Raw genomic sequence first — 21,969 nt, 5'->3', positions numbered from 1 at the left:
GAGATGACCAATCCGATACTTTCCATTTCCAATCTCAACGCGTCGTTCCGCGTCAATGGCGACTGGAAGAACGTCGTTCGTGATGCCAGCTTCGACATCGGTGCCAGGGAAACCGTCGCCGTGGTCGGGGAATCCGGTTCCGGCAAGAGCGTCACGGCCATGTCGATCATGCGGCTTCTGTCGCCGGGCAATTCGCGCGTAGCAGGCAAGATTGAGTTCGAGGGCACCAATCTACTCGACCTTCCGCTGGCGCAGATGCAGTCGATCCGTGGCAACCGTATCGGCATGATTTTTCAGGAGCCGATGACGAGCCTCAATCCGGTGCTGAAGATCGGCAAGCAGATCACCGAGGTCCTGGTCCATCATCGCGGCATGTCGCATTCGCAAGCCGAATCTGAAGCCGTCCGGCTGCTGGAAAAGGTCCGCATTCCCTCCGCCAAGTCGCGTCTCGGCGAATATCCGATGAATTTCTCCGGCGGTATGCGCCAGCGCGTCGTCATCGCAATCGCGCTCGCCTGCAGCCCGAAGCTCCTGATCGCCGACGAGCCGACGACGGCTCTCGACGTGACCATCCAGGCGCAGATCCTCGAATTGATCAAGACACTTCAGGAAGAGGAGGGCATGTCCGTCCTCTTCATCACCCATGACATGGGCGTGGTCGCCGAAATCTCCGACCGGACGGTCGTGATGTATCGCGGCGACGTGGTCGAAACCGGAACGACAGAGGAGATCTTTGCCGCCGCGAAACACCCCTACACCCGCGCGCTGCTTTCCGCCGTGCCGCAGCTCGGCGCCATGAAGGGGATCGAGCGGCCGCTGCGTTTTCCTCTGGTGGATATGGCGACAGGTGAAATCCAGCCGGTGAAGCCGACTGAGGATACGGTCAGGCGGGGTGAGGCACCCATCCTCAAGGTCGATCATCTTGTCGCCCGTTTTCCGATCAGGAAAGGCTTTCTGCGCAGGACGGTCGGTCGCATCCACGCCGTCGAAAATATTTCCCTGGAGTTATTGCAGGGCGAGACGCTGTCGCTGGTGGGCGAGTCCGGCTGTGGCAAGTCGACGACGGGCCGTTCGATCATCCGGTTGACGGATCCGACGTCCGGTAAGATCCGGATCGACGGCAGGAATGTCGACGGCGCGGGGACGTCGGAACTGGCAAGTATTCGCCGCGAGGCGCAGATGATCTTCCAGGATCCGTTTGAAAGCCTCAATCCGCGCATTCGCATCGGTGCGGCGATAGCCGAACCGATCGTCACGCATGGTCTGGCAAGCCCGGCCGAGGCCAAAGAGCGTGTCGGCGATCTCTTGGAGCGTGTCGGCCTTTCCGCCTTGATGGCGGATCGTTTCCCGCATGAATTCTCCGGCGGCCAGCGACAACGCGTCTGCGTCGCCCGGGCGCTTGCGCTCGAGCCGAAGCTGATCATCGCGGATGAATCCGTTTCCGCCCTGGATGTTTCGGTCAAGGCGCAGGTCATCAACCTGATGCTCGATCTGCAGGAAAAATACGGCCTCGGTTATCTCTTCATCTCACATGATATGGCCGTCGTGGAACGGATCAGCCATCGCGTGGCGGTCATGTATCTCGGCGAGATTGTCGAGATCGGCCCCCGTCAGGCAGTCTTTGAAAATCCCCAGCACGACTATACGAAACGCCTGATGGCGGCTGTCCCGATCGCCGATCCCTCCCGTCGCCAGAACCGCCGCATTCCAGACGGGGAGATCAAGAGCCCGTTCCGCGCCGTCGATTATGTCGTACCGCAGCGGCAATATCAGCAAGCTGGTGACGGACATTTCTTCCAGGTTGCGTGATGATGTAACCGCGCATTTTAACGAGATTCGGCCGCCCTCCACCTCCTGTAGATCTCGGAAAGGTTGCAGATCGGATGGGTGAGAAGCTCGCCTGCCATTTCGTTGGCTATGGAGAGAAAGCGGAAAAATCTCCATATTCTTCGGCTCCATCGCGTCCGCTTGGCACGACCTGCAACCTCATGAGGCTAACGTCCGCCTGAGCGCAATGTTCCGGTTTGATCAAATCGGATGCTGTGGCTGTCTGCGCCGACCGACAGAACGGAAAACAATTAGCAGCCAGCCCAGCCGAGCCGCGATGGGACACAGAATTAGGGGAGACAACGGGAGAAGGGCTTTCGCCCTAATCCATTGCGGAAATCGCGCAGCCGGTCAGTCCGAAATGATTGCCACCGCGCGGGTCCATCCGGCTGATGCATTCTCGATCTTCACGGGAAAGCAACTGAGAATAAAGCCGGTCGAAGGCAATGCCTCGAGATTGTGCAGCTTTTCGATGTGGCAATAGCCGGTATGGCGGCCCGCCTTGTGCCCTTCCCAGATGAGGGAGGCATCGCCGGTTTCGGTATACTTCCTGGCCGTATGCACAAAGGGTGCATCCCAGCTCCAGCCATCCGTGCCGGTCACACGCACACCCTGATCGAGGAGATACATGGTCGCCTCGTAGCCCATGCCGCATCCGCTCGCGACATAATCGGCCTGGCCGAATTTGGCCCCGGCCGATGTATTGACGACCACGATTTCGAGTGGGCTGAGCTTGTGGCCGATGCGCTTCAGTTCAGCTTCGACATCGGCGGCCGTCGCGACATAGCCATCGGGAAAGTGACGAAAGTCCAGCTTGACGCCGGGTTGATAGCACCATTCCAGCGGAACCTGATCTATGCGCCAGGCCGGCTCTCCATGGTTCATCGTCGGGTGATAATGCCACGGGGCATCCAGATGCGTTCCATTGTGCGTTGAGAGCGATACGTGCTCCACCGCCCAGCCGGCGCTGTCAGGCAGGTCTTCCGCCTTAAGGCCGGGAAAGAAGGAAAGGATCTGATTCAGGCTCTGGCTATGATCGATATAGGTGATCGCCGGAATCTGGATCGGTGGATCCGCCGGGATATCGTTGGCGATCGGCACCGACAGATCGATAATACGTTGGGTCATGGGTTACCTCCTCCGCTTGATGTGGTCTGCCGTCACTTGCCGCGCCGCACAACCTTGTTCTTCAGAACGCCGATCTTTTCGATCTCCAGTTCGATGACATCGCCGTCTTCCAGAAAGATGCCGGTTTCAAGGCCACAGCCATTGCCGATGGTGCCGGAACCGATGAATTCGCCGGCATGAACGGTCTCGCCCTGCGACATGTGCGCCAGAAGTTTCTCGAAGCTGAAGAGCATCCCGGCCGTCGTGCTCTCACAACGCAACTCACCGTTCACACGCACCGAGGCCTTGAGTGAATAGGGATCTGCGATCTCATCCTTCGTGACGATCCATGGCCCGAGCACATTGGCACCGTCGAAGCTCTTGCCCTTGGCAGGCCCGAGCCAGCCGGGCATTTCCTTGGCCTGCTGGTCGCGGGCGGAGAAGTCGTTGAAGATCGTATAGCCGAAAATATGGTCGCGCGCATTCGCCACGCTGATGTCCTTGCCGGTCTTGCCGACGACAACACCGTACTCCAGCTCATAATCCATGACCTTGGAATAATCAGGCCAAACCACGGTGTCTTCCGGCCCTGCAACAATCATCCGGTTGGTGATGTAGTAGATCGGCAGGAGCTTGTAGACGTCGGCAAGCGGCGGCAGCGGTTCCGCATCAAGCGCGGCAATGGCCTGCTTGTCATCACCCAGGGCCAGTCGCCGTATGCCGCGCGACGATTGGCGGATGTGGGTCTCGTAGCTCATGCCGTCACGCATCTGGGTGGGTTTGGGCAATGGCGATAACAGGCGGACATCGGCGATCAGCGCCGAGAGAGCAGCGTCGCCGACATGCCTCTCGAACAGTTCCGAAGCGTCAGCCAATGCGGCATCACCGCCCTCGATCAATGCGATCATGGATGTGAAACGATGCAAATCACCTATGCCGCTTTTGCTGGCCGCGGCATGTAGGTCGAACACACGCTTGTTGTCGGCATGCACAATTCCAATGCTGATATCGCCAGCGGCGGCTTGATAGGTCGCAAGCTTCATCGGCTCTTTCTCCTCCAAATTTTATACATGACTTGAGATCGTATATATTTTATGCTTTTATCGATATATGAAACCGCCCCGGTTGGGAAGCAGGTTTCTTTGGGAGGAGAAAACATGAACTCGATTTCGAAGGCTGCGCTCGCCGCCGGCCTTGCCATTGTCGCTTGGACGGGAAGTGCGGCAGCCGAGACGAAAATCAATATCGGATGTACGGCGACCACCGACTGCGCATCAGCCGCGGTCGCGTTCGAGCAAGGCATCTTCAAGAAGCACGGCCTTGATGTCTCGATGACCCTGATCGGCCTCAACTCCAATATTCCGGCAGCGCTTCTTTCAGATTCTGTGCAAATCGGAGGGCCGACGCCGACCGTGTTCCTGCAGGCCGTCGATGGCGGGCTTGATCTCGTCGGCGTGGAGGGCGCCAGTTCGACAGCTCAATCCACCTACGACACAGTGGGCGTTCTGGTCGGGCCGAATAGCGGCATTGCCAAACCGGCCGATTTTGTCGGCAAGAAGGTCGGCGCGCCGGGCATAGGCGCATTTCTTCAGGTGCTGTTCTCCAAATGGCTGATCGACAATGGCGTCGATCCGAAGCAGGTCAATTTCGTCGAGGTCACCTTTCCGACCATGGGCGACACGCTGAAATCGGGCGCCGTCGATGCCGTCGTAACGGCCGAGCCGATGATGTCGCGCATCATCGAATCGAAAGTCGGTACCAATGCAGGATACTTCCTCAAGACGATCCCCGATGGTCGACCGGCCATCCTTTATGCGGCCACACGCGAATGGGCTGATGCCAATCCCCAGTCGATCGCGGCGTTTCGCGCGGCAATCGGCGAAGCGGCCAAGATCGTCAATGATAATCCCGATGCGGGGCGCAAGGCGATCGCCGACTTCACCAAGATCCCGCAGACCATTCTGTCGAAAATGAAGCTGTCCTTCTCGGATCCGACCCTCAATCAGGAACAGCTCGACTGGTGGGTCGCCACCATGGACCAGCAACATATGCTGCAGGGAAAGCCGGATACGGCTACATTGATTCAGAAATAGCCAGGGAGTGATGAGTGACCAAGTTGTTTGGAAACGCGGCCGAGCTTGCAAACTCCGAGACTCTCAGCGAAAGGGCTGCGGCAGTCTTGGAGCACGATATTCTCGCCGGCGTGTGGCAGCCGGGGGACCGACTTGGCATTCAGGCTCTCTCCGAGCGCTATGAGATCGGCGCGACACCCTTGCGGGAAGGCTTGTCGCGCCTGGTGTCCCGCGGTCTCGTTTCCGCTGTCGGGCAGAGGGGGTTCCGCGTCGCAAGCGTTTCCGAAGCAGATCTGGCCGACATCACGCAGGTTCGCATCCTCGCCGAAACCGAGGCGCTTCGCCGCTCGATGCGCGACGGTCTGGATGATTGGGAGGCGGGTATTATGTCGTCACTGCATCGCCTCGTCCGTTCGGTCGAGCGTGACCCGGAAACCATGCGGGAGGGATCGACGGAATTCGACCATCTGCACAAGTCGTTCCACCGCTCGCTTCTCGAGGCTTGCGGCTCCGAGCGCCTGCTGAGCCTCCATGACGATCTCTATTATCAGGCCTACCGCTATCGGCGCACGATGATGAGCCGCATCGGGCATCACCAGGGCTTCATCGAGCAGCACAGGCTTCTGGCGGAGATCGTGCTTTCGAGAGACGCCGAGCGGGCGGAAGCCGAACTTTCCGCCCATCTCCATCAGACGCTGGAAATCGTCTACCACGGGCCTACGCCTTTGGCCGGGAAGTAAAAACACATGGACGCCATGACAACTGGCAATGCAGTAATCGGCTTCGAAGGGATCAGCCTGGCTTACGGCGACCGCACGATCATCTCGGACCTGTCCCTGACGATCCGCCGCGGCGAGATCGTCTGCGTCATCGGCCCGTCGGGTTGCGGCAAGACCACGGCCCTGCGTATGGCGGGCGGCCTGGTGCGCCCGAATGGCGGTAGCGTATATTTCATGGGCCAGCCGCTCACTGCACCACGGCGCGACGTGGCGATTGTCTTCCAGGACTATGGAAAGGCCCTGCTGCCGTGGCGCACCGCAGCATCCAACGTGGCGCTTGCGCTGGAGGCGGCGGGTTTGGCTCGCGCCGAGCGTATGGATCGCTCCTATGCCCTGCTTGCCAAGGTCGGTCTGGCCGGACACGAGCAAAAATATCCGACCGAAATGTCGGGCGGCATGCAGCAGCGAATCCAGATCGCACGGTGCCTGGCGCAGGATCCTTCTGTGCTGCTGATGGACGAGCCGTTCGGCGCGCTCGACGCGATGACGCGCCAGGGCCTCCAGGATGAAATGCTGGCGCTCGTCGCTGAAACCGGCACCACTGTCCTATTCGTCACGCACGACCTCGAAGAGGCCGTCTATCTCGGAGACAGGGTCATCGGCCTGCTCCCGAGACCCGGCCGCATCGGCATCGAGTTGCGGGTGGATCTGCCCCGGCCACGCAATCAGCTTGAAACCCGCGAAATGCCGGAGTTTCTGCGACTGCGCCGGACGCTGTTCGATTTCATCGAAAGGGCCGAGAAATGAAGGCCACGTGGTGGAAAGGGTTGCTCGTCCCGATGGCCTTGCTCCTCCTGGGTGAGGCGGCCATGCGCATCTGGGGATCGACATCCCTGTCGCTGGCGGCGCCGAGCGATGTTGCTCTGGCGCTGTGGCGAGGTATTGCCGACGCCTCGCTCTTGCTGGCGACGAGCGATACCTTGATCACCGCCGGCGCCGGCCTCGCGATCGGCGGATTGATCGGTCTGACGCTTGGCATCCTGTTTGGTCTCGTCACAACAGTCGACCGGCTCATGGAAGTCAGCGTCGAAATGATCAGGCCGATACCTTCGGTGGCAATATTGCCGATCGCGATGCTGGTCTTCGGCTTCGGCTTTCGCATGGAAATCGCCATCGTCGCCTTTTCCTGCATCTGGCCGATGATGCTTCTCGTCCGCTCCGCCATGGCGGGTATCGAGCCGCGCCTGCTGGAAGTAGCGCGCACGCTGCGCCTTTCCACCTGGCAGCAGCTGTGCAAGATCGTGTTGCCGGCCGCCTTGCCGCGCATCATCGTCGCGTTTCGCCTTGCGGCAGCTATGGCGCTGGTCGTTGCCGTAACGGTCGAAATCGCCGTCAATCCCCTCGGGCTCGGCTATGGTATTCTGGTCGCGCAACAAGGCCTTCAACCCGCTGTCATGCTTGCCTATCTGGTGTGGACCGGCCTGCTCGGCTGGGCCATGAATGCCTTGCTCTCGTTTGCGCAGCACCGCTTGTTGGGACGGGCGGCCATGGTTGGAGTGATCGCATGAGAGGATCGCGCCTTCTCTCTCTTTTCGCCAGCCTTGTGGTTGCAGCTCTCTTTGTCTGGCTCTGGCAGCTTGCGGCCGATCACCGGCTGGTGAGCCCGGTGTTCCTTCCCGGACCCGACCGCACATGGCGAGCCCTGATTGCCGGGTTCGATCACGGCGACCTTGGCGTCAAGCTTCTCGCCACTGTCGAGCGCATGTTCTGGGGCTGGTTGATAGCGTCGTTTGCAGGTGTCGCCCTTGGTGCCGTCATCGGCAGCTCTCCCGCACTCCACGCCTACCTTGCCCCGATGCTGGAATTCCTGCGCCCTCTGCCGGCCTCGGCCACCATCCCCGTTGCGATCGCGATCTTCGGCCTGTCGGATGGAATGGTGCTTGTCGTCATCGCTTTCGGGGCGATGTGGCCCGTTCTGCTGGCCACCATTCATGGCTTTTCGGTCGTAGAGCCGCGCCTTTACGAGGTAACGCGGGCACTCGGGTTTTCGCGCGCAAAGGTGATATGGAAGGTCGCGCTGCCCTCCGCATCACCCGATATTCTGGCCGGCATGCGGCTTGGCCTTACCGTCGCGCTCATTCTATCGATCGTCTGTGAAATGATTGCCGGGCGCAATGGACTGGGCAACTGGATTCTTCTTGCCGCACGCTCGTTCAGAGCGCCGGACCTCTATGCGGGTGTGATCCTGCTCGGCGCTCTGGGATATGCCACGTCCGCTTTGATCGCGGCTTTCGAAGGGCGGCTTCTGGTCTGGCGATCGAAGGGGCAATGAAGTCACCAAGGCGTGGGGCTATGAAAATGCGCAAAGTACGTCTCACCGCCTAATTCAGCCCTCGAAGCCAAATCTTTCACTGTCGAATTTATCCTCGGCAACCACGGAAGCACTGTGCCCGGCGTCTACTGCATCTGCTTCCATGGGGAGCGGAGCACTGACGAGATCGGGAAGCGTCATTTCCATCGCAATGCCCGGAGGCTGCAAGGCCCATGCGACAAGGGCCCCGGTGGACATGGTGCCGACGCCGGCCGATACCTCCTGTGCGGCGGAGGTTGGCAGATCCGCCATGGGCTGCATCCGCGCCATGGCATCGTTCAGCGAAGCTCCCGGGCGATCCGCAACGAGCAGTTTGCCCGCATCGTTGCGTCCCACCACCAGGCTTGCAAAGGCCGTGGGGACGGTTTTCTCCGGGGCGGATGTGGGGGTCACGACGATACTGTTCGGTCGCGAGGTCGGCAGTGGGACAGCGTAGGACGCGAGGTCGGCAAAGGGTCGAATTTCATTCTCTTCTGCTATCCGTTTGCCGAGTTGAAGCTCCAGTCCATTGCTGGCCCGGCTTCGAGGCGTCGGCAGCATGGCGGTGACAAGGCTTCTGCCAGCCAGAGGGTCAGAGGAAGTCGCCGGCGCATCGGTGTCGTCGTCTTCATCCGCAATGGCCGCAATCTTGCTTCCCGTCAGCCGGACGCGCTTCTTTGATTCCGCAACCGCGACTTCGTAACCCGGCAGCGGCCTGCCATCTGCGGGCAGATGCATGGTCCGCCCCGTTGGAAAGAGCCGCGCGAGTTCCTGGCGCGACATTCTGGGCCAGGCACGGACATTGCCGACGTCCAGATGCACAAATGGCGATCCGGATGTTGGATAGAAGCCGACGCCGCCGACCTGCATCTGCATGGCCACTGAGCGCAGGGTCGCGAGCTTCACGCCCGGTATGTAGAAGTCCATCGCCTTGCCAAGCGTGTGCTGGCTGTGTTTCGCGACACCGGAACTCCGCGACCTGTTTCGCAGCATGCTGTTTGTCGAAGGCGAGCGATAGGCCGAGACGACGTGGATGGGTTCCCTTGCGCCACTGCGGCGATAGACTTCCCAGACCAGATCGAGCAAATCCGGATCGATCCTGGTCGGCTCGTTCTTTCGCCAATCGCGCAGGAAGCGGTTGATCTGCGCCAGGCCCTTCGGATCGAATTTGCCGCCGCGCTTGAAGACGATGGTCGCCCTTTCGCCGGTATGCGTGAAGAAGAGCTTGAGCGCTCGGTCGTCGGCCGCTGCCTGTGCAGATCCCGCTAGAGCGCCCAGCACCAGCATTGCGATCAGCGCCGCTCTGCAAGCGACGAAGGACAAAGCCATGGCTAAAGTTGTCGTCGGAATGGAAAGGATCGCTAGGTGCACGGATACGACTTTCGCCCTTGGTAAAAGACACAGGAAATCAGAGGCGTCGCGTCTGCGACATCGCTTTTCCCTCCAATTATGGTCAATAAATTCCTAACGGATGGTTTATGGCCAACAGACGCGACCTGAACCGTTGGCTTGGCGCTGCGGAACAGGCTGGTTCCAGCCCGAGCAGCATCAGCGTGCTTGACCAATTGGGCCTAAAGGTGACCTCGCGTGACTCATGCCGAGGCGGCGACTGCGCTTACTCGGCGGGCAGTCGCGCGTCAGGCCGGCGGGCGGCCGATGTCAGGAGCCGCCTTGCGCGGATGGCGGTCCATTGCTGGTCGATCAGCACGCCGATCAGGATAACGCCGCCCATGACGGCGAAGTTGAGCGAGGAGGGGATGCCGAGAAGATTGACGAGGTTCTGCAGCTCCTGCAGCAGGATCGTGCCCAACACCACGCCGATCAGAGATCCTTCGCCGCCGCGCAGCGAAAAGCCGCCCAGCACGGCCGCCGCGATCGCATAGAGCTCATAGAACTGCCCATGGCTCGCCGGCGAGATCGAACGGGTGTACATCGCGAAATAGATCGCGGAGAGCGCCGTCAGCACGCCGCATATGACATAGGCTATCATCACCATCTTGGCCGTACGAATGCCGGAATATTTCGCGGCTTCCTCGTTCTTGCCGATGGCGTAGAGATAGCGTCCATAAACGGAGCGATGAAGGACGATCCACATGACGACTGAGATGATCACGAGTGCAATGAAGGTGTTCGGCACGCCGTAAAATCGGCCGGCGGTCAGGAATTCCAATGCGGGAAAGTTTTGGCCGAAGGCGAAACCCGCCGTGCCATCAGCGGTATAGAAACGCGCCGCGCCGCGATAGATCAGCAAGCCGCAAAGGGTGACGACGAAGGGCTGGAGGTTGAGCCGTGTAATGAGCCAGCCGTGGATTGCACCGAAAAAGCCACCGAGGATCAAGATTACCGGCAGCGCAATGGGCCAGGGCATGTTCTGGACGGCGACGAAATCGATGAAGAGTACGCCGAGGAAGGCGATAAGGGAGCCGACGGAGAGTTCGATCCCGCCGGTGATGATCACAAAGGCCTGTCCAATCGACAATATTCCGAAAAGACCGATGAGATTGGACGTGTTTGCCAGGTTGATCGGCAGAAGGAAGCGCGGATTGATGATCGCGACGACAACGCCGACGGCGATGATCAACAGGAGCAAGCCCAGATCTTTCTTACTCATCCTATATCCATTCGATTTGGCCGCAGCCGTTAGTGTATCGCCTTGCCGACGGCCAGCAAAAGCACGTTTTCCTGACTGAATTTATCCTTGTCGAGAATCCCGGCAATCTGCCCCTCATGCATGACCGCGATACGGTCGGAGACGCCGATGACCTCCTCCATGTCGCTCGAGATCATCAGGATCGCCACGCCGGCGTCGGCGAGTTTGCGCATCAGGCCGTAGATTTCATTCTTTGCACCGATATCGATGCCGCGCGTTGGCTCGTCGAAGATCATCACCTTCGGGTTCATCGATAGCCACTTGGCCAGGACGACCTTTTGCTGGTTGCCGCCCGAAAGCGTTCCGGTGCGGGTCGCCATGGAAGGCGCCTTGATGCCGAGCCGCTTGCCCTGGATTTCCGCGGCGGCATTTTCCCGCTCCGACGAAACCATGTACCGAGGCGCGTGAACGGGAAGATTGGGCAAGGATATGTTTTGCGAGATCGGCAGATCCAGAAGGATGCCGTTGAGCTTGCGGTCCTCCGGCACCAGGAAGATGCCATTGGCGACCGCTTTCGTCGAAGAGGTAAGCGTCACATCTTTTCCATCAAGCGCCGTGGAGCCGCCATAGCTTTTGTCGATCCCGAAGAGCACGCGAGCGAGCTCCGTTCGGCCCGATCCGACAAGGCCCGCGAGCCCAAGGATCTCTCCATAGTTGATGGCGAGATCGACCGGCCGGGCCGGATAGGCGGCAGTGCGGATGGCCGTGACCTTCAGCGCGACATTGCCCGGTGCCCGGTGGGCTTCCGCGGTGCGCGCGGTCAGTGCCCGGCCGATCATCAACTTTACCATCCGGTCGTGATCGATCAGGTTTTTGGGGAGCGTCCCCGCGAGCGTCCCGTCTCTCAGAACGATGACACGATCGGCGACGCGTTCGACCTCATGCAGGCGGTGGGAAATGAAGATGACGCTGATACCATCTGCCTTGAGCGCGGAGATGACGGCAAGAAGCTTTTCCGTCTCGGCAAGCGGCAAGCTGGATGTCGGCTCGTCGAGGATCACAAGCCGCGCGTTGATGGACAGCGCCTTTGCGATCTCGACCATCTGCTGTTGAGCAAGCGATAGCGAGGCCACCGGTGTGTCCGCCGAAAAATTCGCACCGACGCGCTTCAAGAGCGGCGCGACCATCATGCGCAGGCGGCGTCGGTCGACAAGCTTCAGAAGGCCGCCGCGCAGCGGCTCGCGGCCGAGGAAAATATTGGCTGCAACGTCGAGATTTTCGAACAGGTTGAGCTCTTGATGCACAAAGGCAATTCCGGACGCGATGCTGCTCTCAACGCTAAAGGCGGCATGTTCAGCTCCGTCGAGCAGAATGGTTCCGCGATCCGGCTTCACGACGCCACCCAAGATCTTCATCAGCGTCGATTTGCCAGCACCGTTCTCGCCGACGAGCCCGATCACTTCGCCGGGGCTGACATCCATCGAGAAGTTGTCAAGCGCAACGACGCCCGGATAGGTCTTGCCGATGCCCGAGAGGCTGAGAAAGGGTGCCGTCGTTTCTGTTGATACCAATGTATCTGATCGTTGGTTCATAACGGATATAGAGCCTGCAGGATATGCGATGCGGCTTGAATGCCGATCTCAGCTTCGCGTGCGATCAAAGTGTAACAGCGCCGGATCAATGGCCGGCGCTATTACAGGAGATGATCTTCAGTTGCCGGCCATCGCCTTCAGATTTGCGGCATAGGCGTCGACGTCATCCTTGCCGATGATCTTCGTCGGGATGATGATCAGCTTTCCATCAGGAATACCCGATTTGTCACCCTTCAGATAGGCGGCCATCAGTTTCATGCCCTGATAGGCCCACAGGTAAGGCTGCTGCACCACCGTGGCGGCAATCGTGCCTTCCTTGACACCGCCGAGCGTGATCGGATCATCATCGAAGCCGACAACGGTGATCTGACCGAGCTTGCCAGCTTCGCGCAGCGCCTCGTAGATGCGTGGCGTGTTGTAGGAATAGAAGCCGACCATGCAGGTTACATCGGGGCTGGCAACAAGCGCATCCTCGACGTTCTTCTTGGCTCTGGTCTGGTCGATATCGTCGCCGCGGACGTCCGTCAGTTCGATCTTCGTGCCGGCGATGCCGTCCTTCATGCCCTGGATGCGCTCCTTGGCATTGTCGGCACCGAGCAGGCCGACGAAGCCGATGCACTTGCCGCCGTTCGGCATGGCCTTCTTGGCGATTTCGGCAGCCTGCTTGCCGGCATCGATATTCGACGAGCCGATATAGGCGACGCGGTTCGTATCCGGCGCATCGCTATCGGTCGTAAACAGGGCGGTCTCCGAGCCGATCTTGTTCAGGCCATCCGTCGAGGTCTTGGGATCGACAGCCGAAACCATGATGCCCTTGACGCCTGCCGAGACCAGGTCTTCCATCAGTCGCTGCTGGATCGCGACGGAAGACTGCTCAGGATATTTCAGTTCCAAGTTGAAATCCGGCAGTTCCGCCTGTGCCTTCTTGACGCCGGCTTCGGCGGCCTTCCAGAAGTCGGACGCACCGTTGACCACGAATGCCAGTGTCGGCTTGTCGGCGGCGTAGGTCGCCGTGGCCATTGCACAGCTCAGCATCAGCCCTGCCGCAAAGGCGGCAGCACCACGTGTTACGTATTTCATGACAATCCTCCCGTAGACCCGTTAGCGGGATCCAGTTGCAACTCGCGGCAGACCGGTCCTGAACCCCCTCCTAGGGCCTCTCGCAAGCGAGACACGGCACGTCCAACCACGCGGTCAACGGTATACAACTAATTTCGATTAGTAAATAGTATTACTTTAACGGCCATGTGGCATTTCATCCGACGCTGCGGCGCAAGTGTCGTTTTCCATCCAGATTTTGGGCAAAAAACGGCTTTGATACGTCGTCAAGTCGCTATTCTACCCTTCGACAGTTGCCGAAAACCTCTCACTGGTGCTAATAAAAATTAGCGCGCGGCAAGGCGGTGGGGAAATGTCCGCCAGTGTCGCTTCAGGGGAGATGAGACACCGTCATGAAAAGGACAACCGCTGCAGACGGTGAGCAAACGGCCGACGGCGACACAGCGCCGAAGCGGAGAGGCCGCCGGCTGGGCAGCAGGGTCACGATGACAGACATAGCCAAGGCTGCCGGATGTTCGCAGGCGGCCGTGTCGTTCGTCCTCAACAATACGCCGGGCATGCGCCTGTCACAGCAGACCCGCGACAGGGTCATCGAGGCGGCCCGCCAGCTCGGTTATGTCGCACCGGTGTTTACCACGCCGCCGGCGCTTGCATCCCAGTCGAAACTGGATGGTGTCATCGGCTTTGCGGTCGACCAGCTTGCAACCAGTCCGGAGGCGGTCGTTGCCATAGAAGGCGCGCGCCAGGCGTCGTGGAATGCCGGCAATGTCCTGCTCGTCGCCCAGACGATGAGCGATCCGGTCATGGAGCCACGGGCAATAAAGGCCCTCAGCAATAGCGGAATATCCGCCCTGATCTACATGACCATATTCACCCGCGAGGTGGAACTCCCCGACTATTTGTACGACCTCAATATTCCGCTCGTCCTTCTTAATTGCTACACCTCGGATTATGCGTTTCCGGCGGTCGTCCCAAGTGAAATCGCGGGCGGCCAGACGGCCACCCGGCATTTGATCTCGCACGGTCATCATCGGATCGCGACGATCACCGGTGAGCCGTGGATGCAGGCGGCCCAGGACCGGCTGACGGGCTATCGCCGGGCCCTGGCAACGGCGGACATTCCATTCGACCCGGAGCTGGTGATCGAGGGCGACTGGTCGGCGAGTGCGGGCTATTCCGCGACCATGAAATTGCTCTCGCTTGCCGAGCGCCCAACAGCAATCTTCTGCCAGAACGACCGCACCGCCATCGGATGTTACGAGGCCCTCAAAGAGGCGGGGCTGCATATCCCAGAGGATATGTCAGTGATAGGTTACGATGACGAAGACATTTCCCGTCATCTCGTGCCTCCTCTGACGACCTCCATCCTTCCGCACATGGCAATGGGCCAATGGGCGATCGAACATCTTGAGACAGCGATATTGCCACGACAGCGGCGCTACCAGATTACCAAGCTGGAATGCTCGCTTGTCAAACGGGCGTCCGTCGCAGCCCCCGCCGGTGCGCATGCGATTGCTGGCGCAAGGGCGGTCAATCGCAGAGCGCGAAAGGTCTGATGAGTTGGCAGCTCGGCTTTCGTGGAAAGACGAGATCGCTCTCTATAATTGGTGAATTGTCTCGAGGCCAAGCGCATGGCCGGCCAAGCCACAGCATCGCTTCATCGGCAATCCTGAACCGCACGGCGACTTCTCCAGCGCATGCCATCGGCCGAAAACGGGCTCGAATTGGCAGAAACCGCACCCTCGGATCGATTGCCGAGGCCCGGTGCCGACTGCCATGTTGCAGCCAACGAGACGGGTCGCCCCGCAGCCTTTTCAGCACCTGGCAACCTCGATCTCGGTGTCGTTCAATCTTTCTCAAAGGAACCCATCGATGGCAGACGAACCGAAGATGATCGCGGGCATCGCTATGCCGGACAGCACAATGACAAGGGCCGCAACCGAGCTGGTGCGGGATACGGAAACGGATCTCCTCTACCACCACTCGCGTCGCGTTTTCCTCTTTGGCGCCCTGGCGGGCGATCGAAAGGGGCTCGATTACGACCCGGAACTTCTCTATATCGGCGCCATGTTCCATGACATGGGCATCATGGACAAATATGCCAGCGAGACGGAGCGCTTCGAGGTTGATGGCGCAAATGCAGCGCGGGCGTTCCTGACCTCCTATGACGTCTCTGAACGTGATGTCGATGACGTCTGGGATTCGATCGCACTTCATACCACTCCCGGAATCCCGCAGCACAAGAGACCAACCGTGGCGCTCGTGACTGCAGGGGTGGAAATGGACGTGCTGGGCATCGGTTATCATGACGTCAGCGATGGCCAGCGCGAAGAAGTATGCCGTTGCCATCCGCGCGGGCTGAAGTTCAAGCACGGCATCCTGACGTCCTTCTGCCTCGGCACGATCCGTAAGCCTGAAACGACGTTCGGCAACGTCAAGGCCGATGTGCTTTCCAAGATGGACCCGACCTACAAGCGCGGGGATTTTGTCGAGATGATCCTCAGTTCTCCATGGGAGAGCTGATCGCGCTTTACTTGCGGGCCTTGAACTGGTCTCGGTATTGTACCGGCGAGATGCCGAGATTTCTTGCGAAGACCTGACGCATGCGCTTCGGGTTGCGGAAACCGCATTCGTACGCGATCACTTTGAGAGGGTCATCCGTTCGCTCGAGCATGTTGCGCGCGGCATCGATGCGGGCCTTCTCGACGAATTCCGCTGGGGGATGTCCCGTGCCGGCAACGAATGCCCGCGCAAAGCTGCGGATGCTCATGGAGGCGGCAGTGGCAAGGTCCGCCACCGACAGCCGCTCTTTCAGATTGGACATGACAAACGCAGCCGCCACGGAGATCGGAGATTTCTCGTCCGAGAGGGTTTCCACATAGGGGCTGAACTGTGATTGACCGCCCTGACGTTGGGCCACGACCACCAGCCGTTTGGCGACCGAAAGCGCCAATGCTGATCCATGATCGTCGCGGATCAGCGACAGGGCAAGGTCGATGCCGGCAGTCACGCCGGCGGACGTAATCATCGACCCGTCGCGCAAATAGATCCGGTCGACGTCGACATCCGCCTTCGGAAATGAAGATGCAAGACGCCGCGCGTTTTGCCAGTGCGTGGTAACTTTGCGCCCATCGAGAAGCCCGGCCGCTCCCAGGCAGAACGCCCCGGTGCAAACCGAACCGAAGATCCGGCTGGCGGCGGATAGGCGGCGGACGCAATCGATCAGGTTCTGCGGGAACTCGGTATCCGGAAGGGCAGGGCCACCCGCGATCAGGAACAGGTCGTAGGGTCCGGTTGCTTCGTCATAGGATAGATCCGCGACCAGCGTCATGCCATTTGATGCGCGAAGCGGAGATCGGTCGGGACCAATCAGCGTCACCTGGTATCCATCGTCGCCGGTGAGAAAGACGGTCGCCTCCGCGAAGACATCGAGAGGTCCGGCCACATCCAGCATCTGAACGCCGGGAAAAATCAACATTGCTACCGTACGCATCCGCATCCCCATCACGCCCCGTGGCCACGTTTGGGTGCGTAACGCCAATGTAAAATCGGCCGCAGCTAAAATGCCAGCATATTCATGATGGCCCGCTCAAGGCAGCCGCTTGCCGCTCGACGGCTCGAACAGATGCGCTTTCTTTACATCGATCTTGAGCGAGACGGATTGGCCTGGTGACACTGAGGGACGGTCCCTGACGGCTGCGACGATCGATTGCGCGCCGGCCTGCAATTGCAGATGCGTGTCGGAACCAGTCGGCTCGATGATGATGACCTTGGCCTGTGCTCCGTCTGCGCCGATGGCGATGTGTTCAGGACGAATGCCGAGTTGAACCGACTGTCCGATATAGGTGCGGGCGCTATCCGGCAGCGGCCAGTGCAGGCCTTCCGCCGCTTGCAGCTCTGCTATTCCATCTCGTTCCACGACGAGGCCGTCGATAAAATTCATCGACGGCGAGCCGATGAAACCGGCGACGAAGCTGTTGGCGGGCTCATCGTAGATGTCGAGGGGCGAGCCGACCTGCTCGATGTGACCGCCACGCATCACGACGATGCGGTCGGCCATGGTCATCGCTTCCATCTGGTCATGGGTCACATAGACCATGGTAGTGCCCAGGCGCTGGTGCAGTGTCTTGATCTCCGTGCGCATCTGCACGCGCAATTTCGCGTCGAGATTGGAGAGCGGTTCGTCGAAGAGGAACACTGCCGGGTTGCGGACGATGGCGCGGCCCATCGCCACGCGTTGACGTTGCCCGCCCGACAATTGCCGCGGGTAGCGATCAAGGAGCGCGGTGATATCGAGGATGCCGGCGGCGTCATTGACCTTCTGTTCGATCTCCTGCCTGCTGCAGCGCGCGAGCTTCAGCGAAAACGCCATGTTGTCGCGAACGGTCATATGCGGATAGAGCGCATAGGATTGGAATACCATGGCGATATCACGCTCATTGGGTTCGAGATCGTTGACGACGCGGTCACCGATTTCGATCTCGCCATCGCTGATGCTTTCCAGCCCGGCGATCATGCGCAGCAAAGTGGATTTGCCGCAGCCCGAAGGGCCGACGAGCACCATGAACTCTCCGTCCTCAGCCGCGACGGATACGCCATGCAGCACCTCGAGCGCACCGTAACGTTTGACGGCGTTGCGGATCGTCAATTTCGCCATGTCCTAAGCTCCCAAGAGTGTCCGCAGGCGCCTTAGCGCCCACCCATGCCCGCATTGAGGGCGATGCTGTTGTAGATGAGCTTCTGAAGGATGATCGCGAGGAAAATCCCGGGAAGCATGGAAAGGGTCGCGCCCGCCATCAGATAGTTCCACTGCGTGCCCTGCTGGGTCTGGAACATGGTGAGCCCCACCGGGAGGGTGGCATTGTCGGCCCCGGTCATTACGATCAGCGGCCAGAGAAAGTTGTTCCACTGCCCCATGAAGGTGAACAGCGATAGAAGCCCGATGGCTGGCATCGACAGCGGCACGATGATGCTGACGAGGATACGCAGCCGAGAGGCGCCGTCTATCCTTGCCGCCTCTTCCAGCTCCATGGGAATGGAAAGAAAGAACTGCCGCATCAGGAATGCGCCGAAGGTGCCGAAGGAGACCGGCAGGATCACGCCCGGGAAGGTGTTGACCATGCCCAGCCTGTTGACGATCAGAAACAGCGGGATGATGAGCATCAGCGGCGGCACCATCAGCGTGCCGATATATCCGAGCAACAGCATTTCCCGCCCCCTGAATTTCAGCCGCGCAAAAGCGTAGCCCGAAAGGCAGGACACCACGACGGTGATGACGGTGACGCAAATGGCGATGATGGCGCTGTTGAGGAAGAACCGGCCGAAGGGCAATCTGGTCCAGGCGGCTGCGAAATTGCCCCATTCGAAGACCTCAGGCAGGATGCGTATCGGTATCGCCATGACCTCGGCATTCGAGCGCACCGCATTGGAAACCATCCAGAAGAACGGAAACAGGAAGGCAATTGCGACAAGTGCCAGCGCGGCATGATTGAGAATGTCGAGCGCCAGCTTTCGGTGTGCCCTGGCTTTGGACTTAGTTGTCATAGTGCACCCATTTGCGCTGGAGCCAGAATTGCAGTGCTGTGAGCGCCATGATCAGCGCAAACATGACCCAGGCAATGGCCGAGGCATAGCCCATCTGGAAGTTCTGGAAGCCGCGCTGGTAGATGGCATATCCGAGCGTCGCGGTTGACGATCCCGGCCCGCCCTTGGTCATGACGTAGATCTGGTCGAAGACCTGCAGCGAGGTGATCGCGGTCATGACGGTGCCGAAGAACAGCGTCGGCGAGATCAGCGGCAGGCGGATTTTCCAGAACCGGTCCCAGGCTGTCGCGCCGTCGATGCGCGCGGCCTCCAGATAGGTTGCCGGCACCATGTCGAGCGCGGCGTTGAACAGCACCGTATTGTATCCGACGCCGGCCCAGATCGAGGTGAGGACCACCGCCTGCATGGCGAGCGTCCGGTTGCTGAGCACGCCCGCAAAAGGCAGCGAGAGCTGCGCCATCAGAGTGTCGAAAAGGCCGCCGCTGGTGAAGATCAGCATCCAGACGATCGCAACCCCGATGAGCGGGGTAAACGTCGGGAGAAAGAAGATCACCCGGAACCATCGCTGCCCGATCTTCAGGCTGGAGATCCAGACCGCCAATCCCAGCGATATGACGATGTTGAGGATCAGATATTCGATGGTGAAGAAGATGGTATTGCGCATGACCGTCCAGAATTGCGGATCGGTCGTGAACAGCCGCGAATAGTTGGAGAAGCCGACGAAACGCGGCGTGCCGAGCAACTGCCAGTTGGTGAAGCTCAGCACGATCGAAGCAAGGATCGGCAGGACGAGAAACAGCAGGATGCCGATCAGGCCCGGCAGCAGGAAGAAGAAGGCCGTCCGCCCCTCTCCAGCCCGAAACCATCGCTTTGTGCGCGCCTTTTGTCTTGTGGTCACCGTGGTGTGTTTGCCCAGCGTCATGGGCCTCTCCTTTCCGGCAAGGGGCCTTTGAGGCCAGGCCAATACGCCCGGCCGACGAGCGGCCGGGCGCCGAGGGTTACGGAAGCTGGCTCTGGATATCGGTCAGCACAGCCTTGGGCGCGGAATCCCCCGTCAACGCCACCGGCACATATTGCATCACGAGATTCTCGAACTGGTTCCATTTCTCGTTGATGCGGAAGGGTGTCGTGTGCGCGAACATGTATTGCAGCGTATCGCGCGTGCCGCTGACATTCTTGGCGGCCCCGTCATACCAATAGGTCTGCTGAGCAAGCCGGGCCGGTAGCGCCCGACCGGCCGACCCGAGGATTTCCGCCGCTTTCGGACCGGTCAGCACCTGGATCGCCTTGAAGGCGGCATCCTTGTGCTGGCTGGCTGCGGAAATGCCCCAGCCTGAGCCGGCGGTGATGAAGCGCGACGGGCCGCTTCCGCGTGGCAGAGGCGCGATGCCGATCTTGAATTTCACGTTGGCCTGGGCGGTGATCAGCGTCCAGGGGCCGTCGATATACATGGCGACGTTGCCCGACGCGAAACGACCGCTGGCCGCGGATGCGTCGGATGCGGACGCGAAGACGGGCGAAAGCTTGTCCTTGGCGGTGAGGTCGGCATATTTGCTGAACGCGTCGACGAAGCCCGCATTGGTCAGGTCGAATTCGTTGTCGGCATTGAAATATTCCGCGCCGAGAGCGATCGGGCCGGCAATGAAGTCGAAGGCCTGCGTTCCGTAACCGTAAGTCCCGTCCTTGGTCAGCGTCTTGGCCGCAGCCTTGAAATCATCGAACGTCCAATCCTTGGCCGGCTCCTTCAACCCAGCCGCGGCGAACTTGTCGCGATTGTAGAACACCATCCACGGACCGACATCATAGGGCAGGGCGTAGAGTTTGCTGTCATAGGAAAGCCCGGACATGATCGAGGTCTCGAAATCCCCCACCTTCACGTCGCTTTTCTTCACATAGTCGTCGAGTGGTTCGAGGATCGAATAGAAGTTCGGCATGCGCATGGACTGCATCGAGACGATATCGGCGACTTGGCCGGATGCTGCCAGAACCGGCAGGCGCGTCCAGTAATCCGTCCATCCTGAAAGCTGCAGCTTGACCTTGATATCGGGATATTGCTGCGTGACGAGATCGGCCAGCTGCTGCCAGAGCTGCGCATCGTTCGGTTCACCCCACATCTGCCAGGTGATGGTCACGGGGGCATCCTGCGCCTGCGCGCCGATACCAAGTAGGGAACTGGCCGCCAGGGCGGCGGCAAAGATCAATGTGCGTTTCATGATGGTTCCTCCTCCTAAATGACTATGGTCGTGATGACAGTCCTCAGTGTCCGGACTCTCCCCTCCGGTTTGGTCTTGCAATCCCCTTAAGATGCGATCAGCGCCTCCAGGTCGGCGATCATTGCGATCAGTTCCGTTCGTTGTCGCCGCCAGGCGTCTGGATCGTGTCCCGGTTCCAGAATGGCGGTCATCCGCTCAAGGAAATCGGGCGGCAGCCGCTCGAGTTCGGCTGCCATGGGCAGGTTCCAGCCATCGCCCGGATAGTAGGTCCGGTTGACGGCAAAGATGGCCTGCAGAATGGCATTGGCCAGCTTTCCCGTCAGCCCCACCAGGAATACGAGGTCTCGGCGGGCGACCTTGCTCTCGTAGTGATAGTCCTTGGCCCAGTAGCGCAGGATCTCCATATGTTGGCGCAGGACCGAGGCCCTGAGCGCCTCGGGATATTGCGCAAGCTGTCGCTTCCATCTCGCCAGCAGACCGCGCGGATCGGCGATGATCTGCTGGCTGGCTAGATCCGTCGGCAGGTGATAGCCCCAGATCGTCCACTCGAAATTCTTCGGCACCGCAATACCGGCAACCCAGGCGTCGAGATCTCGTTGCACGCCGGCATAGCGGCGCATCCAGATCCCATCCATCCGGATCCCCTTGGCCTGCCAGCCGCGCATGGCTTCGTCGAAGCGTTTCCACGAGCCGGTCTGCCTGAGCTCCGGCCCGCGATAGGCATCGGCATACACCCGGAAGTCGAAATCCGATTGCGCATCCGACCGCCCTTTGCCGCGAGATCCGGCCAGAGCGACGGCGCCGTCGCCGTCTTCGGCCAGATCGGTGATCAACGGCGTCATCGCGGCAATGAGTTCGGCTTCGCGGCTCATGACGGCACCGGACGGCTCCAGCTT

Annotated in this window: 20 protein-coding genes; 8 read left to right on the top strand and 12 right to left on the bottom strand. The window is 60.0% G+C overall.

Translation table 11 applies throughout. From position 1 onward, the window contains the following. The first annotated feature begins 3 nt into the window (after positions 1–3). The gene (locus JTP94_RS12830; RefSeq protein ID WP_204850866.1) at positions 4–1,809 is read left to right on the top strand and encodes an ABC transporter ATP-binding protein; all 1,806 of its coding nucleotides are present in this window, start codon (positions 4–6) and stop codon (positions 1,807–1,809) included. A gap of 369 nt (positions 1,810–2,178) precedes the next feature. Here the strand turns inward: JTP94_RS12830 and JTP94_RS12825 are convergent, their stop codons facing one another. Both JTP94_RS12825 and JTP94_RS12820 read right to left on the bottom strand, forming a co-directional pair. Next, the gene (locus tag JTP94_RS12825; RefSeq protein ID WP_204850865.1) at positions 2,179–2,955 is read right to left on the bottom strand and encodes a cyclase family protein; all 777 of its coding nucleotides are present in this window, start codon (positions 2,953–2,955) and stop codon (positions 2,179–2,181) included. 32 nt (positions 2,956–2,987) lie between these two features. Then, positions 2,988–3,977, bottom strand: coding sequence for a fumarylacetoacetate hydrolase family protein (locus JTP94_RS12820; protein WP_204850864.1), 990 nt, complete (start codon positions 3,975–3,977; stop codon positions 2,988–2,990). A 114-nt stretch (positions 3,978–4,091) separates the two neighbouring features. Here JTP94_RS12820 and JTP94_RS12815 point away from each other — a divergent pair, with 114 nt between their 5' ends. The 5 genes from JTP94_RS12815 to JTP94_RS12795 are packed head-to-tail and all read left to right on the top strand — an operon-like array spanning position 4,092 to position 8,057. Continuing rightward, on the top strand, positions 4,092–5,027 hold the full coding sequence (locus JTP94_RS12815; protein WP_204850863.1) for an ABC transporter substrate-binding protein: 936 nt from the start codon (positions 4,092–4,094) through the stop codon (positions 5,025–5,027). A 14-nt stretch (positions 5,028–5,041) separates the two neighbouring features. Beyond that, complete coding sequence (locus tag JTP94_RS12810; protein WP_204850862.1) at positions 5,042–5,746, top strand: FCD domain-containing protein; 705 nt, start codon at positions 5,042–5,044, stop codon at positions 5,744–5,746. A 6-nt stretch (positions 5,747–5,752) separates the two neighbouring features. Then, entirely contained in the window at positions 5,753–6,532 is a 780-nt protein-coding gene (locus JTP94_RS12805) for an ABC transporter ATP-binding protein (protein WP_204850861.1), read from the top strand. 32 nt (positions 6,533–6,564) lie between these two features. Continuing rightward, the gene (locus JTP94_RS12800) at positions 6,565–7,293 is read left to right on the top strand and encodes an ABC transporter permease (RefSeq protein WP_246754857.1); all 729 of its coding nucleotides are present in this window, start codon (positions 6,565–6,567) and stop codon (positions 7,291–7,293) included. Continuing rightward, entirely contained in the window at positions 7,290–8,057 is a 768-nt protein-coding gene (locus JTP94_RS12795) for an ABC transporter permease (RefSeq protein ID WP_204850859.1), read from the top strand. The genes JTP94_RS12800 and JTP94_RS12795 overlap by 4 nt, the downstream gene beginning before the upstream one ends. Before the next feature lie 54 nt (positions 8,058–8,111). On the opposite strand, the gene JTP94_RS12790 is transcribed toward JTP94_RS12795, so the two are convergent. The 4 genes from JTP94_RS12790 to JTP94_RS12775 form a co-directional block, all read right to left on the bottom strand. Further along, complete coding sequence (locus tag JTP94_RS12790; RefSeq protein ID WP_204850858.1) at positions 8,112–9,404, bottom strand: DUF882 domain-containing protein; 1,293 nt, start codon at positions 9,402–9,404, stop codon at positions 8,112–8,114. A gap of 286 nt (positions 9,405–9,690) precedes the next feature. Then, on the bottom strand, positions 9,691–10,686 hold the full coding sequence (locus tag JTP94_RS12785; protein ID WP_204850857.1) for an ABC transporter permease: 996 nt from the start codon (positions 10,684–10,686) through the stop codon (positions 9,691–9,693). A 29-nt stretch (positions 10,687–10,715) separates the two neighbouring features. Continuing rightward, positions 10,716–12,257, bottom strand: a complete 1,542-nt coding sequence (locus JTP94_RS12780) for a sugar ABC transporter ATP-binding protein (RefSeq protein WP_204850856.1) — start codon at positions 12,255–12,257, stop codon at positions 10,716–10,718. Positions 12,258–12,374: 117 nt separating this feature from the next. Next, positions 12,375–13,337, bottom strand: coding sequence for a sugar-binding protein (locus tag JTP94_RS12775; protein WP_204850855.1), 963 nt, complete (start codon positions 13,335–13,337; stop codon positions 12,375–12,377). 464 nt (positions 13,338–13,801) lie between these two features. Between JTP94_RS12775 and JTP94_RS12770 the strand changes: the two genes are divergently transcribed. Together JTP94_RS12770 and JTP94_RS12765 are read left to right on the top strand one after the other, a co-directional pair. Further along, positions 13,802–14,872: a LacI family DNA-binding transcriptional regulator gene (locus JTP94_RS12770; protein ID WP_246754855.1), complete on the top strand. Its 1,071-nt coding sequence runs from the start codon at positions 13,802–13,804 to the stop codon at positions 14,870–14,872. A gap of 316 nt (positions 14,873–15,188) precedes the next feature. Continuing rightward, positions 15,189–15,839 (top strand): HD domain-containing protein, encoded by a 651-nt coding sequence (locus JTP94_RS12765; RefSeq protein ID WP_204850853.1) that lies wholly within the window; start codon positions 15,189–15,191, stop codon positions 15,837–15,839. 7 nt (positions 15,840–15,846) lie between these two features. Here the strand turns inward: JTP94_RS12765 and JTP94_RS12760 are convergent, their stop codons facing one another. From JTP94_RS12760 to JTP94_RS12735, 6 genes are all read right to left on the bottom strand, one after another. Further along, positions 15,847–16,809: a GlxA family transcriptional regulator gene (locus JTP94_RS12760; RefSeq protein ID WP_312038155.1), complete on the bottom strand. Its 963-nt coding sequence runs from the start codon at positions 16,807–16,809 to the stop codon at positions 15,847–15,849. A 96-nt stretch (positions 16,810–16,905) separates the two neighbouring features. Then, the gene (locus tag JTP94_RS12755; protein ID WP_204850851.1) at positions 16,906–17,973 is read right to left on the bottom strand and encodes an ABC transporter ATP-binding protein; all 1,068 of its coding nucleotides are present in this window, start codon (positions 17,971–17,973) and stop codon (positions 16,906–16,908) included. A 32-nt stretch (positions 17,974–18,005) separates the two neighbouring features. Beyond that, positions 18,006–18,860 carry a carbohydrate ABC transporter permease gene (locus tag JTP94_RS12750; RefSeq protein ID WP_204850850.1) on the bottom strand — a complete coding sequence of 285 codons (855 nt, stop codon included), beginning with the start codon at positions 18,858–18,860 and terminating at the stop codon, positions 18,006–18,008. Further along, the gene (locus JTP94_RS12745) at positions 18,850–19,782 is read right to left on the bottom strand and encodes a carbohydrate ABC transporter permease (RefSeq protein WP_204850849.1); all 933 of its coding nucleotides are present in this window, start codon (positions 19,780–19,782) and stop codon (positions 18,850–18,852) included. Before JTP94_RS12745 ends, JTP94_RS12750 begins: the two co-directional genes overlap by 11 nt. Positions 19,783–19,858: 76 nt before the next feature. Beyond that, positions 19,859–21,073, bottom strand: a complete 1,215-nt coding sequence (locus tag JTP94_RS12740; RefSeq protein WP_204850848.1) for a sugar ABC transporter substrate-binding protein — start codon at positions 21,071–21,073, stop codon at positions 19,859–19,861. Between the two features lie 86 nt (positions 21,074–21,159). After that, positions 21,160–21,945: a DUF4037 domain-containing protein gene (locus JTP94_RS12735; RefSeq protein ID WP_204850847.1), complete on the bottom strand. Its 786-nt coding sequence runs from the start codon at positions 21,943–21,945 to the stop codon at positions 21,160–21,162. Between the last annotated feature and the right edge of the window lie 24 nt (positions 21,946–21,969).

Source organism: Martinezella lusitana, assembly GCF_016901135.1.
Classification (GTDB): Bacteria; Pseudomonadota; Alphaproteobacteria; order Rhizobiales; family Rhizobiaceae; genus Rhizobium; species Rhizobium lusitanum_D.
Note: the sequence above shows the minus strand (reverse complement) of the source record. Positions and strands in the feature narration are given on the sequence as shown.

Excerpts from the sequence above, each read along its gene's own strand:
- JTP94_RS12830 (WP_204850866.1), top strand. The coding sequence starts at position 4 with ATGACCAATCCGATACTTTCCATTTCCAATCTCAACGCGTCGTTCCGC.
- JTP94_RS12825 (WP_204850865.1), bottom strand. The coding sequence starts at position 2,955 with ATGACCCAACGTATTATCGATCTGTCGGTGCCGATCGCCAACGATATC.
- JTP94_RS12820 (WP_204850864.1), bottom strand. The coding sequence starts at position 3,977 with ATGAAGCTTGCGACCTATCAAGCCGCCGCTGGCGATATCAGCATTGGA.
- JTP94_RS12815 (WP_204850863.1), top strand. The coding sequence starts at position 4,092 with ATGAACTCGATTTCGAAGGCTGCGCTCGCCGCCGGCCTTGCCATTGTC.
- JTP94_RS12805 (WP_204850861.1), top strand. The coding sequence starts at position 5,753 with ATGGACGCCATGACAACTGGCAATGCAGTAATCGGCTTCGAAGGGATC.
- JTP94_RS12800 (WP_246754857.1), top strand. The coding sequence starts at position 6,565 with ATGGCCTTGCTCCTCCTGGGTGAGGCGGCCATGCGCATCTGGGGATCG.
- JTP94_RS12795 (WP_204850859.1), top strand. The coding sequence starts at position 7,290 with ATGAGAGGATCGCGCCTTCTCTCTCTTTTCGCCAGCCTTGTGGTTGCA.
- JTP94_RS12790 (WP_204850858.1), bottom strand. The coding sequence starts at position 9,404 with ATGGCTTTGTCCTTCGTCGCTTGCAGAGCGGCGCTGATCGCAATGCTG.
- JTP94_RS12785 (WP_204850857.1), bottom strand. The coding sequence starts at position 10,686 with ATGAGTAAGAAAGATCTGGGCTTGCTCCTGTTGATCATCGCCGTCGGC.
- JTP94_RS12780 (WP_204850856.1), bottom strand. The coding sequence starts at position 12,257 with ATGAACCAACGATCAGATACATTGGTATCAACAGAAACGACGGCACCC.
- JTP94_RS12775 (WP_204850855.1), bottom strand. The coding sequence starts at position 13,337 with ATGAAATACGTAACACGTGGTGCTGCCGCCTTTGCGGCAGGGCTGATG.
- JTP94_RS12770 (WP_246754855.1), top strand. The coding sequence starts at position 13,802 with ATGACAGACATAGCCAAGGCTGCCGGATGTTCGCAGGCGGCCGTGTCG.
- JTP94_RS12765 (WP_204850853.1), top strand. The coding sequence starts at position 15,189 with ATGGCAGACGAACCGAAGATGATCGCGGGCATCGCTATGCCGGACAGC.
- JTP94_RS12760 (WP_312038155.1), bottom strand. The coding sequence starts at position 16,809 with ATGCGTACGGTAGCAATGTTGATTTTTCCCGGCGTTCAGATGCTGGAT.
- JTP94_RS12755 (WP_204850851.1), bottom strand. The coding sequence starts at position 17,973 with ATGGCGAAATTGACGATCCGCAACGCCGTCAAACGTTACGGTGCGCTC.
- JTP94_RS12750 (WP_204850850.1), bottom strand. The coding sequence starts at position 18,860 with ATGACAACTAAGTCCAAAGCCAGGGCACACCGAAAGCTGGCGCTCGAC.
- JTP94_RS12745 (WP_204850849.1), bottom strand. The coding sequence starts at position 19,782 with ATGACGCTGGGCAAACACACCACGGTGACCACAAGACAAAAGGCGCGC.
- JTP94_RS12740 (WP_204850848.1), bottom strand. The coding sequence starts at position 21,073 with ATGAAACGCACATTGATCTTTGCCGCCGCCCTGGCGGCCAGTTCCCTA.
- JTP94_RS12735 (WP_204850847.1), bottom strand. The coding sequence starts at position 21,945 with ATGAGCCGCGAAGCCGAACTCATTGCCGCGATGACGCCGTTGATCACC.